Genomic DNA, 13,145 nt, shown 5'->3' with positions numbered 1-13,145 from the left:
TGAGCCGGCAGACCGGCGATAGATTTGAGCGCGCAATCTCCCAATCGTCGTCCTGGCGAAAGCCAGGACCCAAAACCACTACATGTGATTGTGAGAGGGATTGGGGCCCCAGCGTCGCGTAGCAATTGGCGTGAGGGGTAATGGGTCCTGGCTTTCGCCAGGACGACACTGAGTGTGTTGCACGATATGTGAGCTACCGCGCTATCGCGACATTCGCCCTGCGCGCCGCGGTTCAGGCCGCACTCTTCACCCGGCCCTGCTTGCTGGCGTTCGGCGGAACCGGTCCGAGCAGGATGCGCCGTTGCATCTCGTCGAAGGCGAGATCGGCGTTCTTCTCCTGCGTGACCAGCGATAGCAGGATCGCGACTGCGAACGATAGCGGCATGCTGATGATCGCCGGATTGCGCAGCGACACGAACCACCATTGGTGCTCGATCGCGGCCAGCGGCTTGCCGAGAATGTCGACCTGGATGGTCGGCGACAGATAGATCAGCACAAGAGAGCTCAGCGTGCCGACGAGGATGCTCGCCACTGCTGCAGGCGTCGTGAAGCGGCGCCATGTGATGGCGAGCACCAGCGAGGGGAAGTTGGCGGCGCAGGCGATCGAGAACGCAAGGCCCGCCATGAAGGCGACGTTCTGGCCCTCGAACGCGATGCCAAGGAAGATGGCGAAGATCGAAATCATGACGGTCGCGACGCGCGCGACCTTGAGCTGCTCGGTCTCGGAAGCGCTGCCGTTGCGGATCACATTGGTCCAGACGTCGTGGCAGAGCGTGGCGACGCCCGACAGCGTCAGCCCCGCGACGACGGCGAGCATGGTCGCGAATGCGACCGCACAGATGAAGCCGAAGAAGGCGTTGCCGCCGACCGCGAGCGCCAGCAGGGGCGCCGCCATGTTGCCGCCGCCTCCGGCCTTTGCCACCGCGTCGGCGCCGACCAGCACCATGGCGCCAAAGCCGATGATGAACACCATCAGATGAAAGACGCCGATCAGTCCGGTAGCATAGAGGATCGACAGCCGCGCGGCCTTGGCATCCTTCACCGTATAGGCCCGCATCAGCACATGCGGCATCGCGGCAGTGCCGAACATCAGGCCGAGCCCGAGCGAGATGGCGTCCCATTGGCCCGAGACCACCTTCGATCCCGGCTGCAGGACCTTGGTGCCGTATTTCTCGGAAGCCGCGGCGAACAGCTTGAGCGGGTTCATGTCGAAATGGGTCAACACGAGAAAGGCGAGCAGGATGCCGCCGCCCATCAACAGCGCGGCCTTCACCACCTGCACCCAGGTCGTCGCCAACATGCCGCCGAACAGCACATAGACCAGCATGACGCTGCCGACCACGACGACCGACCAAGTGTAGGGCAGGCCGAACAGCAGCTTGATCAGCGATCCCGTCGCGACCATCTGGGCGATCAGGTAGAACAGGATGACGGCAAGTGTCCCGACGGCGCCGGCGAGGCGCACCGGGCGCTGGCGCAGCCGATAGGCCACGACGTCGGCGAAGGTAAAGCGGCCGACGTTGCGCAGCGGCTCGACGATCAGGAACAGGATGATCGGCCAGCCGACCAGCCACCCGATCGAATAGATCATGCCGTCGAAGCCGTTGGAGGTGACGATGCCGGCAATTCCGAGCAGGGCGGCGGCACTCAGGAAGTCACCTGCGAGTGCCCAGCCGTTCTGCCATGGCGTGACCTGGCCGCCGGCGGCGAAGAAGTGTTCGGTGGTGCGCGTGCGCCGCGCGGCCCAATAGGTGATCGCCAGCGTCAACGCCATGAAGGCGAAGAAGAACCCGATTGAAAGCGTGCTGCTGCCCATCTTTCTCTGCCCCTTTAGCGAAGATCGCGGATGCCGGCATCGAACACCCGGTTCGCCCACAGCACGTAGACCAGGCAGAGCGCGAAGGAGGAGATGATGACGAGCGGGCCGAGCACAATGCAGAGCGACAGGCCGGGCACCAGGATGGTGCCGAGCAGCGGCTTGTCGAACGCGAACAGCCCCATGAAGCCGAAATAGATCACGATCATCGCGGCACTGAGCATGAGCGCGACGATCATCCGCTTCTTGGCCAGTTTCTTGGCCAAGGCGCTGACGCTCGGCGCCGGATCGGTATTGCCGGGAATAACCACGTTCATGTTTGCCCCCTCAAGCTTCAGCGCGCTCCTGCCTTGCGCCAATCGAACGAGCTTCAGCCGGGCTCCGATGGAAGGGAACTATGGATTTTTGCAATCTGCCGTGCGCGGCTGCGGCAGGGCATCGGCCAGCGTGACCTGCATGTCGGGGTCCTGCTTCAGGGTATTTTTCAGAAACGCGCGGACGGCACGGATGCGCGGGGCAAATTGCAGGTCGCTGTGGACGTTGAGCCAGACCTCGCGAACGGTGCCGGCGAGGGCGGGCAGCACGGGGATCAGGTCGGGCCGGTCGTTGGTGGCAAAGCTCGGCAGCATGACGATGCCGAGGCCGCCCGCCGCGGCGTTCATCTGTGCGATCATGCTGTTGGAGTGGAAGGCGATCTTCGGCTCCTCGATGACGTCGGCGAGCCAGCGCACCGAATCGACCTGGATCAGGTCCTCGATATAGGAGACGAACCAGTGATCGGCGAGGTCGCGAAGGCTTGCAGGCATGCCGTGATTGTCGAGATAGCTCTGGCTCGCGAATAGTCCGAGCCGAAACTTGCCGATGCGCTCGGAGATCAGGCCCGGACCGGGTGGCCGGAAGAAGGACACGAACAGATCGGCTTCGCGCTTGTGCACGTAGACCGTCTGCGCTGATGTGACGAGCTCGACGGAGAGTTGCGGCGCGGTGCGACGCAGTTTCGCAAAGCGTTGCGCCAAATAGAGCGAGGCGATCCCCTCCATGGTGGCGAGCCGCACGGTCCCGATCAATTCTTGGGTGTCGCTGGCGCTGGCTTCCTCGCGAATGGCGATCACCGCGCTCTCGACCCGCTCGGCATGACGCAGCAACCGCTCGCCGACTTCGTTGAGCTTGAGCCCGGTGCGGTGGCGTTCGAACACCGCAATCCCGAGGGAGGCTTCCATCTGGGCGATCCGCCGGCTCACGGTGGAATGGTCCAGCCGCAGCCGCTTTGCTGTCTGACTCAAATTTCCGGCGCGAGCGGCGCAGAGGAAGACCCGCAAATCGTCCCAGTTGATCGTATCGAACATGACCTGCCTCCGGATTTACGGCCCCTGTCAGCAAAGCAATTCCCGTTCCAACGCGCCGACGGCTCCGATCCTCCGCAACCGACCTTGCGACAATTCCCATGCATGCCGGGAAGGCAGGGATGATACCGCTTCGCCTCCCTGGTCCTAGCCGGAATTTTCGTCATGCTCCCTCGTTTCAAGGCTGCTGCCGTCCACGCCGCGCCCGTCTTCCTCGACAGCCGGGCGACCACCGAAAAGGCGATCGCCATCATGCGCGAGGCAGCAAGGGCCGGCGCCGAGCTGATCGCATTTCCTGAAACCTACATTCCCGCCTTTCCGGTCTGGGCGGCGCTGTGGCCCCCGATCGACAATCACGATCTGTTCGTGCGCATGGCGGAGCAGTCCGTGCTGGTGGACGGACCGGAGGTGGCGCAGCTGTGCGCCGAGGCGCGCGGCCTCGGCGTCACCGTCTCGATCGGCATCAGCGAGCGCTCGGCCGTCAGTGTTGGGGGGCTGTGGAACTCGAACCTGTTGATCGGCGAGACCGGCGAAATTCTGGTTCATCACCGCAAGCTGGTTCCGACCTTCTATGAAAAACTGGTGTGGTCGTCGGGGGACGGTGCGGGCCTCAAGGTGGCGGAGACGCGGCAGGGCCGGATCGGTGGGTTGATCTGTGGCGAGAACACCAATCCGTTGGCCCGCTTCGCGCTGATGGCGCAGGGCGAACAGGTGCACATCTCGAGCTGGCCGCCGATGTGGCCGACCCGGCGGCCGGCAGGCGGCGGCAATTTCGACAACGTCGCCGCCAACCGCATCCGGGCCAGTGCCCACTGCTTCGAAGCCAAGGTATTCGGGATCGTCACCGCCGGCTACATGGACCAGCCGATGCGGGCCTTCCTGATTGAACGCGACAGAACCATCGCCGACGTGATCGACCGGACGCCGCGTGCGGCGAGCTTCTTCGTCGATCCGACGGGTGGTGTCTTCGGTGATGAATTGCAGGACCAGGAGGGGATCGCTTATGCGGAGATCGATCTCAATCACTGCGTCGAGCCGAAGCAGTTTCACGACGTCGTCGGCTACTACAACCGCTTCGACATCTTTGGCATCACCGTCGACCGCAGCCGGCTGACCCCGGCACGATTTCGCGATGAAGAACAGCCAATAGCGAAAGCACAGGACGAGGCAATTCTGTCCGTCGACGCTGACGCCGTGTCGAATGGGCAGAGGCGCGATTGCCGGAGCTGACTAACAGCTGGATCTCGGACATCGCAGAGCCCGGCGCTTTTTATCGGTGCGGAAACTAGCACCGTTGCCAATGCGGAAATCTATGGCTACGTTTTGCCCTAGGTTAGTCCTCAAGCGCTCGTTCTATCGGCCGGACGCTCATGCCCAAATTCCTTCGCATCGGAGTCCATCAGTCGAACGTGTCCGGATACACGTCGAAGGCATGGTGCATTCGACGGACTGGCTCGACGGTCTTCCTGAAATGGGGCGCCGTGGAGGTTCAGGGCGCTGGAGCCGGGCGAAAGGTCTACTGGACGTTTCCACCGCAGGAAAAAACCATCCGCTGCCGCACGGTGCAGCGCGCCCAGGACTACACCAAGGCCGCAGTCGCGCGGCGGCGCAGCCATAGCTATGAACCGCTGGCGGGAAATATTGCGAACCGGCGCCGGACCGCGGACCGAGGCTCGGATCTCAAACAGGCGCTCGCGACGATCCTCTTTGTCGACATCGTCCGATCCACCGAAAAAGCCGCGCGGCTGGGTGACTCGCGCTGGGCAACGGTGATGAATCACTACTACGCCGCCGTTCGCCGGGAACTGAAGGCCTTGCGCGGCAAGGAGGTCGTGACGACGGGTGACGGTGTGCTGGCGACGTTCCGCGCGCCCGCTGCCGGGATCAGTTGCGCGACCGCGATCGTCAAGGCCGTGCGCACGCTCGGGCTCGAGATCAGGGTGGGATTGCATGCCGGCGAATACAAGGTGAGCGGCGCGGAGGTCATCGGTCTCGCGTTCCACATCGGTGCGCGCGTCGCTGCAAAGGCACGGGCCGGCGAGGTGCTGGTCTCGAGCGCGGTCAGGAATCTGATGCTCGAGTCGGACATCCGCTTCAAGGATCGCGGCGCGCACCAGCTCAAGGGCGTGCCGGAGCGCTGGCGGCTCTACCGGGTCGAACACTGAGGCGTCCGGCAGGAATTGGACGCCGCTGTTGCGATCAACGCGGACGTGACGCGCTTATGACTGCATGCGCTAACCCTTGCGGGTCGAGATGCTCTCTCGAATTCGTTCCAGCCAGCCGATGATGGCGCCGAGCGCCTGATCGCCCTTGCCGAGAAGTCCCGCCAGTTCGCGCTCCGCACTGCCGCGTCGCGTGGAGTCGGGTTCGGGCAATGGCGGAAGAATGTGGGCGTAGTACGTCTTGTCGAGCAGCCGGTGCAGCAGGCGTTCACCCGGGAATGGTTCGTTGTTGTTCAGGGCACGGGCCCCCTTCAGGATGGTGCGGATATCATATTGCGTGGGGCTGATGTCCGGCACCTGCTTGGGGAGTTTGAGCAGCGTGTACACCGCGACCCGCGCGGTGCGGACCGAGCTGTCCATCGTGAAGATGATGTCGTTCGACGTTTCCACGAACTGGCCCATCAGCCCCAGATTGGTGCAGCCCGCGGGGACCGGATGCGGCCGGTCGCCCGCCGCGCGAGGCATGAACATCGCGGTGATGTAGGGCATCAAGGCGAGGCGGGTCTTGGTGTTCGCCACCACGGCGTCCAGCCTGTCCTCGATGCCGAGGTGATAGCAAAGCTCCGCCAGGATTTCGCGGCCGGTGCAGGCCGGCATCGGCTTCTTGACGTAGTTGCCCTCCTTGTCCATCAGCAACGCATAGACCCAGACGACCAGGACGTCCTTGGGCTGGGTCGGAAAGTGCGGCTGCCGGTTGCAGGTGAAGCTGAGCACCCAATTGGAGTCGGTGAAGGTGATGATCCCGCCGGTCACCGTCTTGCCGGAATAGGGATCGTTGACCGAAAGCTCCTTCAGCCGTTCGACGAAGGGCGACGGCTTGCAGGTGAGGGTGACCGACTCCCACATCGACTTGTCGACATTGCCGTAGAACTTCTGCGGCTTGCCGAAGATCGGCGATTTCTTCGCCAGGTTCGTCCACAGCGTCCAGTCGCTGGCTTCGCCGGGATCATGCTTGCCGCGCTGAAGAACCGGGGCGTGGTCCATGTCGCCGTAGGCGGTGCCCTCGGTCATCGATCCCGTGAGTGCGAAGACCAGGTCTTTCGGACCGATCGGAATCGTGGCGTCGGCGCCGCCCACCTTGGCGTGGATCGCGGTCACCGTGCGGGCATCGCCCTCGACCTTGATGTCGAGATCGTGGACGCGGGTATCGAACTGCACCTTGACGCCGCGTTCGCGCAGATGGGTCACCAGCGGACGGACGAAGCTGTCGAACTGGTTGTACTTCGGAAAGATCAGCGCCGACATGTCGGTCAGCCCGTCGATCGCATCGAGGAAGCGATGCATGTAGAGCTTCATTTCGAGCAGGCTCTGCCAGTTCTCGAAGGCAAACATCGAGCGCCAGAGGAACCAGAAATTGGTCTCGAGGAAGCCCGGGCTGAAATATTGCTCGATGGTGATGTCGTCGAGATCCTCCTTGCGCTTCAGGAGCAGGCGGATCAATTCCCATTGCTGCGGCTTCGACAGGCCGAGCGTCGAGAAGTCGCGGATCTGGCCGCGCTTGTGCATCAGCCGCGCCTTGGAGAAGTTCGGATCGTTGTCGTTGACGAGCCGATATTCGTCGAGAACGCTGTATCCTTCAGGTAATTCGAGCGCCTGCACGTCCTGGAACATGTCCCAGAGATTGTCGTAGTTCCAGTTCATCTCGCGGCCGCCGCGGATGATGTAACCGTTCTCGGGATCGCCGGCGCCGTCGAGCGAACCGCCCTCGATATGCATGGTGTCGAGGATGGTGATGTCCTCGCCCTTCATGCCGCCGTCGCGGATCATGTAGAAGGCCGCGGCCAGTCCCCCGATGCCGCTCCCGATGATCCAGGCCTTGCGGGCTTCGACCGGCCCCTTTGGCACCGGACGGTTGCGCATGTAGGCGCCCATCATGTCCGGCGGCGGCAGCGTGTTGTGGCGGCTGTTGTGCCAATAGCGCCTGGACGCGTCGGTTTCGACCTCGAAGGTGGGCGTGCCGGAAGCTGCGACATCAGTCATTGGCGACCTTTCTGGGTGATTGGCTTTCGCGATCTCCGTGGACCTGATGTCCTTGGGGCAGCGAGGCAAGCAGATCACTTGGGCTGTCTTGCCCGGGTACGTGCGCGATCTCGCAGAGCAATTCGCGGAATCGCGTCGTATAGTCGAAGGCGTCCCCCGTCCACAGGATCAGCTGCCAGCCTCCTTGTGGAACAGGCTCAATCTTGAGGGGAGAGTGAAGCTTGATCATGCAGTCAGTGTGGGTCGTTTCCGTCGTGAAAGGAAGGCGGCGCAGCACTGGTATGACCTGATTCCGAAGCGCGCTCGTCGGCGGAACCACATTGGAGGCTGAGCCGCAGTCCGAACGATCAGGGAGTTGACGCGCTCTTGCCAAAATAGTTAGCCCCGATTAACCAGCCCTTCGCATCAACCTTGCCGTTTAAGACTGTCGCAATCGGCAATAATTATTGAGTATCTTGCGGCTGGCGATTCCCGTTATGGGACCATGTCGCCGCTTCGGCAAATTTTCGGCGATTTTTGGGGACATTGAACCGCATGTGCGGCATCGTCGGCATTCTTGGACGCGCTCCGGTGGCGGAGCAACTGGTGGATTCGCTCAAGCGGCTGGAGTATCGGGGCTACGATTCCGCCGGTGTCGCCACGCTGGAGAACGGCTCCCTGGCGCGGCGCCGCGCCGAGGGCAAGCTGAAGAACCTCGAGGCCCGGCTGCAGGCAAAGCCGCTCGGCGGCCACACCGGCATCGGCCACACCCGCTGGGCCACCCACGGCAGGCCGACTGAGAACAACGCGCATCCGCACGCCACCGAACGCGTCGCCGTCGTGCATAACGGCATCATCGAGAATTTCCGCGAGCTGCGCGATCACCTCGAGCATAAGGGCGCCGTGTTCTCGACCGAGACCGACACCGAGGTCGTGGTGCATCTGGTCGACGATCTGCTCAAGGGCGGCGTCGCGCCGGTCGAGGCGGTGAGGGCGGTGCTGTCGCAACTGCGCGGCGCCTTCGCGCTCGGCTTCATCTTTGCCGGCCAGGACGATCTGATGATCGGCGCCCGCAACGGTCCGCCGCTCGCGGTCGGCCATGGTGAGGGCGAGATGTATCTCGGCTCGGATGCGATCGCACTCGGGCCGTTCACCGACACGATCAGCTATCTCGAGGACGGCGACTGGGTGGTGCTGAACCGCAAGGGCGCGACGATCTTCGACAAGGACAACGCCATCGTCCACCGAGAGGCGATCAAGCACACGACTGCGACCGCCCTGGTCGACAAGGCGAACTATCGCCACTTCATGGCGAAGGAGATCCACGAGCAGCCGGAAGTGGTCGGGCACACGCTCGCCCGTTATGTCGACATGGCGACCGAGCGCGTCGCCCTGCCGGTCAAGCTGCCGTTCGACTTCAAGGACATCCAGCGCATCTCGATCACGGCCTGCGGCACCGCGAGCTATGCCGGATTCGTCGCGAAATACTGGCTGGAGCGGCTGGCGCGGCTGCCGGTCGAGCTCGATGTCGCCTCCGAATTCCGCTACCGCGAGGCCCCGCTGCGCAAGGGCGACCTTGCGATCTTCATCTCGCAGTCGGGCGAGACCGCCGACACGCTGGCGGCGCTGCGCTACGCCAAGGCGCAGGGCGCGCACACGCTCTCCGTCGTCAACGTACCGACCTCGACGATCGCGCGCGAAAGCGAGACCGTGCTGCAGACGCTGGCCGGTCCCGAGATCGGCGTCGCCTCGACCAAGGCGTTCACCTGCCAGCTGATGGTGCTGGCCTCGCTCGCGGTTGCCGCCGGCAAGGCGCGCGGCGAGCTCTCCGATGCGGACGAGGCCAAGCTGGTGCACGGCCTTGTTGAAATTCCGCGTCTGATGTCGGAAGCGCTCACGACCGAGCTGCAGATCGAGAAGCTGGCGCGCGAGATCTCGAAGTCGCGCGACGTGCTCTATCTCGGCCGCGGCACCAGCTATCCGCTGGCGCTGGAAGGCGCGCTGAAGCTGAAGGAAATCTCCTACATCCATGCCGAGGGCTATGCCGCCGGCGAGCTCAAGCACGGGCCGATCGCGCTGATCGACGAGCACATGCCGGTCGTGGTGATCGCGCCCTATGACAAGGTGTTCGAGAAGACCGTGTCCAACATGCAGGAGGTCGCCGCCCGCGGCGGCAAGATCATCCTGATGACCGACGCCAAGGGCGCCGCGGAGGCGACCATCCAGTCGCTGGTGACGATCGTGATGCCGGATATGGGGGCGACCTTCGCGCCGATGGTCTATGCCGTTCCGGTGCAGCTGCTCGCCTATCATACTGCCGTGGTGATGGGCACCGACGTCGATCAGCCCCGGAATCTGGCCAAATCGGTCACGGTCGAATAGCCGCAAGTGACGCTGTCACGCGGCCCTTCAAAAACCTGCTAGAATGGCTTAGCTCAGGGGTGCTGCGCGCCGAAGTTCGGGGCAGAATCATCATCTCGCGCTAGCCTTTTGTTTATGCACGATCTTTTCGGAAATCCGCGGCGCACTTTTCCGGATCATGCTGGTGAGGACGGCCGCTTCGACGATCTGGAACAGCAATGACGTCCAACAAAGTGCCTCCCCCCGCGCCAGGTGAACTGCCCCCGGACGCTCCCCGCGGGCTGATGGCGCGGTTCCGCAACTATTTCCTGACCGGCCTGGTGGTGGCCGGACCGGTTGCGATCACCCTCTATCTGACCTGGTGGTTCGTGAACTGGGTCGACAATCTGGTCCGGCCATTCGTGCCCACGGCCTACCGGCCGGAGACCTATCTGCCGTTCGGATTGCCGGGTTCCGGCCTGATCGTCGCCGTCATCGCGCTGACGCTGCTCGGCTTCCTCACCGCCAATCTGATCGGGCGAACCCTGGTCGATCTCGGCGAGCGGCTGCTCGGCCGGATCCCCGCTGTGCGTGCGATCTATCGCGGTCTGAAGCAGGTGTTCGAGACGCTGTTTTCCGGCAACGGATCGAGCTTCCGCCGCGTCGGCCTGGTCGAGTTTCCCTCGCCCGGGATGTGGTCGATCGTGCTGATCTCGCAGGCGCCGAGCGCCGAGCTCGCGGCCAGCCTGCCCGGCGAGGAAGAGCACATCTCGGTATTCCTGCCGTGCGCGCCGAACCCGACCACCGGCTTCTTCTTCTACGTGCCGAGAAGCAAGATCATTGAGATCGAGATGAGCACCGAGGATGCCGCGACGCTGATCATGTCGGCCGGCGTGGTGCAGCCCGGCGCCAGCGACCAGAAGCAGCGCGCTGCGGCGCTCGCCGGCATGGCCAACGCCGCGCGCGTCGCCAACCAGGCCTCGCTGCAGCCGGCCACGCAGCCCGCACCGGCGAAGGTGGAGTAGGGGCTGGCCCGCCCATGCGGCGCGTCTAGCCGTACGATCGCGCTATCGCACCGTCATCCTGAGGAGCGCGCTCTTGCGCGCGTCTCGAAGGATGAATCGGCCACCGCAGGTGGCCGTCGATCCTTCGAGACGCGCTTCGCGCTCCTCCAGCGACAAAGGCAAAGCCTTTGCGCGGGGATGACGGGACGGACGGCGGCGTGTGTCGCGTTGAATCACCCCGCGCCGATCAGCGGCACGGCCTCGTCGCGCTCATACAGATAGAGCAGGCAGCGCAGCGCTTCGCCGCGTTCGCCCTTCAGCTTCGGATCGTCCTTCATGATCCGCAGCGCCTCGTCGCGGGCCTGGGTGATGAGCTGGCCGTGCACCTCGGAGCGCGCGATGCGGTAGCCGGGCAGGCCGCTCTGGCGGATGCCGAGCACGTCGCCTTCGCCGCGCAGCTTCAAATCTTCTTCGGCGATCCGGAAGCCGTCCGTGGTCTCGCGAATCACCTTGAGCCTCGCTTTCGACATCTCGCCGAGCGGCTCCTTGTAGAGCAGCAGGCAGGTCGACGCCTCTGAGCCGCGGCCGATCCGGCCGCGCAGCTGATGCAGTTGCGCGAGGCCAAAGCGCTCGGCGTTCTCGATCACCATGATGGTCGCCGCCGGCACGTCGACGCCGACCTCAACGACGGTCGTTGCGACAAGGAGCCCGATCTCGTGCGCGGCGAATTGCGCCATCACGCGATCCTTCTCGGTGCCCTTCATCTGGCCATGCACCAGGCCGACGCGCTCGCCGAACCGCTTCTGCAAGCTCTCGAAACGCTCGGTCGCGTTGGTGAGATGCTCGGTGCCTTCGGCCTCGGATTCATCGACCAGCGGGCAGATCCAGTAGACCAGCTTGCCCGCGCCGAGCGCGCGGCCGACGCCGTCCATGACATCCTCGATCCGGCTCATCGGCACGGCGCGGGTGTCGATCGGCTGGCGGCCGGCGGGCTTTTCGCGCAGCTCGGAGACGTCCATGTCGCCGAAATAGGTCAGCACCAGCGTGCGCGGGATCGGCGTCGCGCTCAGCACCAGCACGTCGACGGCCTCGCCCTTGGAGGTCAGCGCGAGGCGTTCGCGCACGCCGAAGCGATGCTGCTCGTCGACCACGGCGAGTGCCAGCGCCTTGTAGATCACGTCGTGCTGGATCAGCGCGTGGGTGCCGACCAACAGATCGATCTCGCCGGCCGCGAGCCGCGCCAGGAGCTCGCGGCGCTCCTTGCCCTTCTCGCGGCCGGTGAGGATGGCGACGCGCATGCCGGCACTCTCGGCGAGCGGCGCGATGGTCTTGATGTGCTGGCGGGCGAGGATTTCGGTCGGCGCCATCAGCGCGGCCTGCTTGCCTGCCTCCGCGACGGCAGCCGCCGCCAGCAGCGCCACCACGGTCTTGCCGGAACCGACATCGCCCTGCACGAGGCGCAGCATGCGCACCGGCTGTTGCAAGTCCGCGATGATCGCCGCGACCGCCTGCTGCTGCGACTTGGTCAGCGCATAGGGCAGGGCATCGATGATCCGGTTGCGCAGATGGCCGTCGCCGGCGTTGCGGACGCCGGCGGGGCGGCGCAGCGTGGCGCGGATCAGCGCCAGCGCAAGCTGGCCGGCGAGCAGTTCGTCGAACGCGAGCCGCGACCAGAACGGGCCGTCGGGCAGGATGTCGGTCAATTCGACCGGAACGTGGACGCGGGTCAGCGCCTCCCTGATCGGCGGGAAGTTGCAACGGCGCAGCACCTCGGGACTGATCCACTCCGGCAGGTCCGGCAGCTTGGTCAGCGCCTGCGCAATGGCGCGGCGGAGCGAGCCGATCGCGAGCCCCTCGGTCAGCGGGTAGACCGGATCGATGCCGGACAGTTTTGCAAAGCCCGCCTCATCGATGACGCGGTCGGGATGCACGATCTGCGGGATGCCGTCATACATCGCCAGCGTGCCGGAGACGTAGCGCTTCTCGCCGACCGGCAGCAGCTTCTCGACATAGCCCGGCTGGGCGCGGAAGAAGGTCAGCACGACATCGCCGGTGTCGTCGCTGGCGTAGACGAGGTAGGGTGCGCGCGAATTGCGCGGCGGCGGCGGGCGGTGGCGGTCGACAGTGACCTCGAGCGTCACCATGGTTCCGACCGCGGCGTCGCGGATCTTCGGCCGCGCGCGGCGATCGATGACGCTCGCCGGCAGGTGCAGCAGCAGATCGACCAGTCGCGGCGTCTCGCTGCGGTCGAGCAGATAGCGCAGCAGCTTGTCCTGCTTCGGGCCGACACCCTGCAGGGTCGTGACCTGGGCAAACAGCGGATTGAGCAGGCTGGGGCGCATCGGTGTCCTTATACACACGACTCACGTCATGCGCGGGCTCCTGTCCTCGACTCGATCGAGGATGACCCGCGCACCCATCTTCACAAGAGGATGGATTGCCGGGTCAAGCCCGGCAATGA

The 13,145-nt window shown here is 64.6% G+C and carries 9 protein-coding genes; 4 read left to right on the top strand and 5 right to left on the bottom strand.

The window, feature by feature from the left end:
• Positions 1–232 precede the first annotated feature (232 nt).
• From ACE10Z_RS24775 to ACE10Z_RS24765, 3 genes are all read right to left on the bottom strand, one after another.
• Positions 233–1,816 (bottom strand): cation acetate symporter, encoded by a 1,584-nt coding sequence (locus ACE10Z_RS24775; RefSeq protein ID WP_375783107.1) that lies wholly within the window; start codon positions 1,814–1,816, stop codon positions 233–235.
• 14 nt (positions 1,817–1,830) lie between these two features.
• Positions 1,831–2,133 (bottom strand): DUF485 domain-containing protein, encoded by a 303-nt coding sequence (locus tag ACE10Z_RS24770; RefSeq protein ID WP_375783106.1) that lies wholly within the window; start codon positions 2,131–2,133, stop codon positions 1,831–1,833.
• A 78-nt stretch (positions 2,134–2,211) separates the two neighbouring features.
• On the bottom strand, positions 2,212–3,162 hold the full coding sequence (locus ACE10Z_RS24765; protein ID WP_375783105.1) for a LysR family transcriptional regulator: 951 nt from the start codon (positions 3,160–3,162) through the stop codon (positions 2,212–2,214).
• A 162-nt stretch (positions 3,163–3,324) separates the two neighbouring features.
• On the opposite strand from ACE10Z_RS24765, the gene ACE10Z_RS24760 reads away from it, so the two are divergent.
• Positions 3,325–4,389: a carbon-nitrogen hydrolase family protein gene (locus tag ACE10Z_RS24760; RefSeq protein ID WP_375783104.1), complete on the top strand. Its 1,065-nt coding sequence runs from the start codon at positions 3,325–3,327 to the stop codon at positions 4,387–4,389.
• A gap of 140 nt (positions 4,390–4,529) precedes the next feature.
• The gene (locus tag ACE10Z_RS24755; protein ID WP_375783103.1) at positions 4,530–5,324 is read left to right on the top strand and encodes an adenylate/guanylate cyclase domain-containing protein; all 795 of its coding nucleotides are present in this window, start codon (positions 4,530–4,532) and stop codon (positions 5,322–5,324) included.
• Positions 5,325–5,393: 69 nt separating this feature from the next.
• On the opposite strand, the gene ACE10Z_RS24750 is transcribed toward ACE10Z_RS24755, so the two are convergent.
• The gene (locus ACE10Z_RS24750; protein WP_375783102.1) at positions 5,394–7,361 is read right to left on the bottom strand and encodes an oleate hydratase; all 1,968 of its coding nucleotides are present in this window, start codon (positions 7,359–7,361) and stop codon (positions 5,394–5,396) included.
• 534 nt (positions 7,362–7,895) lie between these two features.
• On the opposite strand from ACE10Z_RS24750, the gene glmS reads away from it, so the two are divergent.
• Together glmS and ACE10Z_RS24740 are read left to right on the top strand one after the other, a co-directional pair.
• Positions 7,896–9,722 (top strand): glutamine--fructose-6-phosphate transaminase (isomerizing), encoded by a 1,827-nt coding sequence (gene glmS, locus ACE10Z_RS24745; protein ID WP_375783101.1) that lies wholly within the window; start codon positions 7,896–7,898, stop codon positions 9,720–9,722.
• A 197-nt stretch (positions 9,723–9,919) separates the two neighbouring features.
• Positions 9,920–10,705 carry a DUF502 domain-containing protein gene (locus ACE10Z_RS24740; protein WP_375783100.1) on the top strand — a complete coding sequence of 262 codons (786 nt, stop codon included), beginning with the start codon at positions 9,920–9,922 and terminating at the stop codon, positions 10,703–10,705.
• Between the two features lie 212 nt (positions 10,706–10,917).
• Here the strand turns inward: ACE10Z_RS24740 and recG are convergent, their stop codons facing one another.
• On the bottom strand, positions 10,918–13,026 hold the full coding sequence (gene recG / locus ACE10Z_RS24735; protein WP_375783099.1) for an ATP-dependent DNA helicase RecG: 2,109 nt from the start codon (positions 13,024–13,026) through the stop codon (positions 10,918–10,920).
• Positions 13,027–13,145: the final 119 nt, after the last annotated feature.

This window comes from Bradyrhizobium sp. Pha-3 (genome assembly GCF_042258615.1).
Taxonomy (GTDB): domain Bacteria; phylum Pseudomonadota; class Alphaproteobacteria; order Rhizobiales; family Xanthobacteraceae; genus Bradyrhizobium.
Note: the sequence above shows the minus strand (reverse complement) of the source record. Positions and strands in the feature narration are given on the sequence as shown.

Bases quoted from the DNA above. Each gene is read 5' to 3' on its own strand.
- ACE10Z_RS24775 (WP_375783107.1), bottom strand. From the start codon at position 1,816: ATGGGCAGCAGCACGCTTTCAATCGGGTTCTTCTTCGCCTTCATGGCG.
- ACE10Z_RS24770 (WP_375783106.1), bottom strand. From the start codon at position 2,133: ATGAACGTGGTTATTCCCGGCAATACCGATCCGGCGCCGAGCGTCAGC.
- ACE10Z_RS24765 (WP_375783105.1), bottom strand. From the start codon at position 3,162: ATGTTCGATACGATCAACTGGGACGATTTGCGGGTCTTCCTCTGCGCC.
- ACE10Z_RS24760 (WP_375783104.1), top strand. From the start codon at position 3,325: ATGCTCCCTCGTTTCAAGGCTGCTGCCGTCCACGCCGCGCCCGTCTTC.
- ACE10Z_RS24755 (WP_375783103.1), top strand. From the start codon at position 4,530: ATGCCCAAATTCCTTCGCATCGGAGTCCATCAGTCGAACGTGTCCGGA.
- ACE10Z_RS24750 (WP_375783102.1), bottom strand. From the start codon at position 7,361: ATGACTGATGTCGCAGCTTCCGGCACGCCCACCTTCGAGGTCGAAACC.
- glmS (WP_375783101.1), top strand. From the start codon at position 7,896: ATGTGCGGCATCGTCGGCATTCTTGGACGCGCTCCGGTGGCGGAGCAA.
- ACE10Z_RS24740 (WP_375783100.1), top strand. From the start codon at position 9,920: ATGACGTCCAACAAAGTGCCTCCCCCCGCGCCAGGTGAACTGCCCCCG.
- recG (WP_375783099.1), bottom strand. From the start codon at position 13,026: ATGCGCCCCAGCCTGCTCAATCCGCTGTTTGCCCAGGTCACGACCCTG.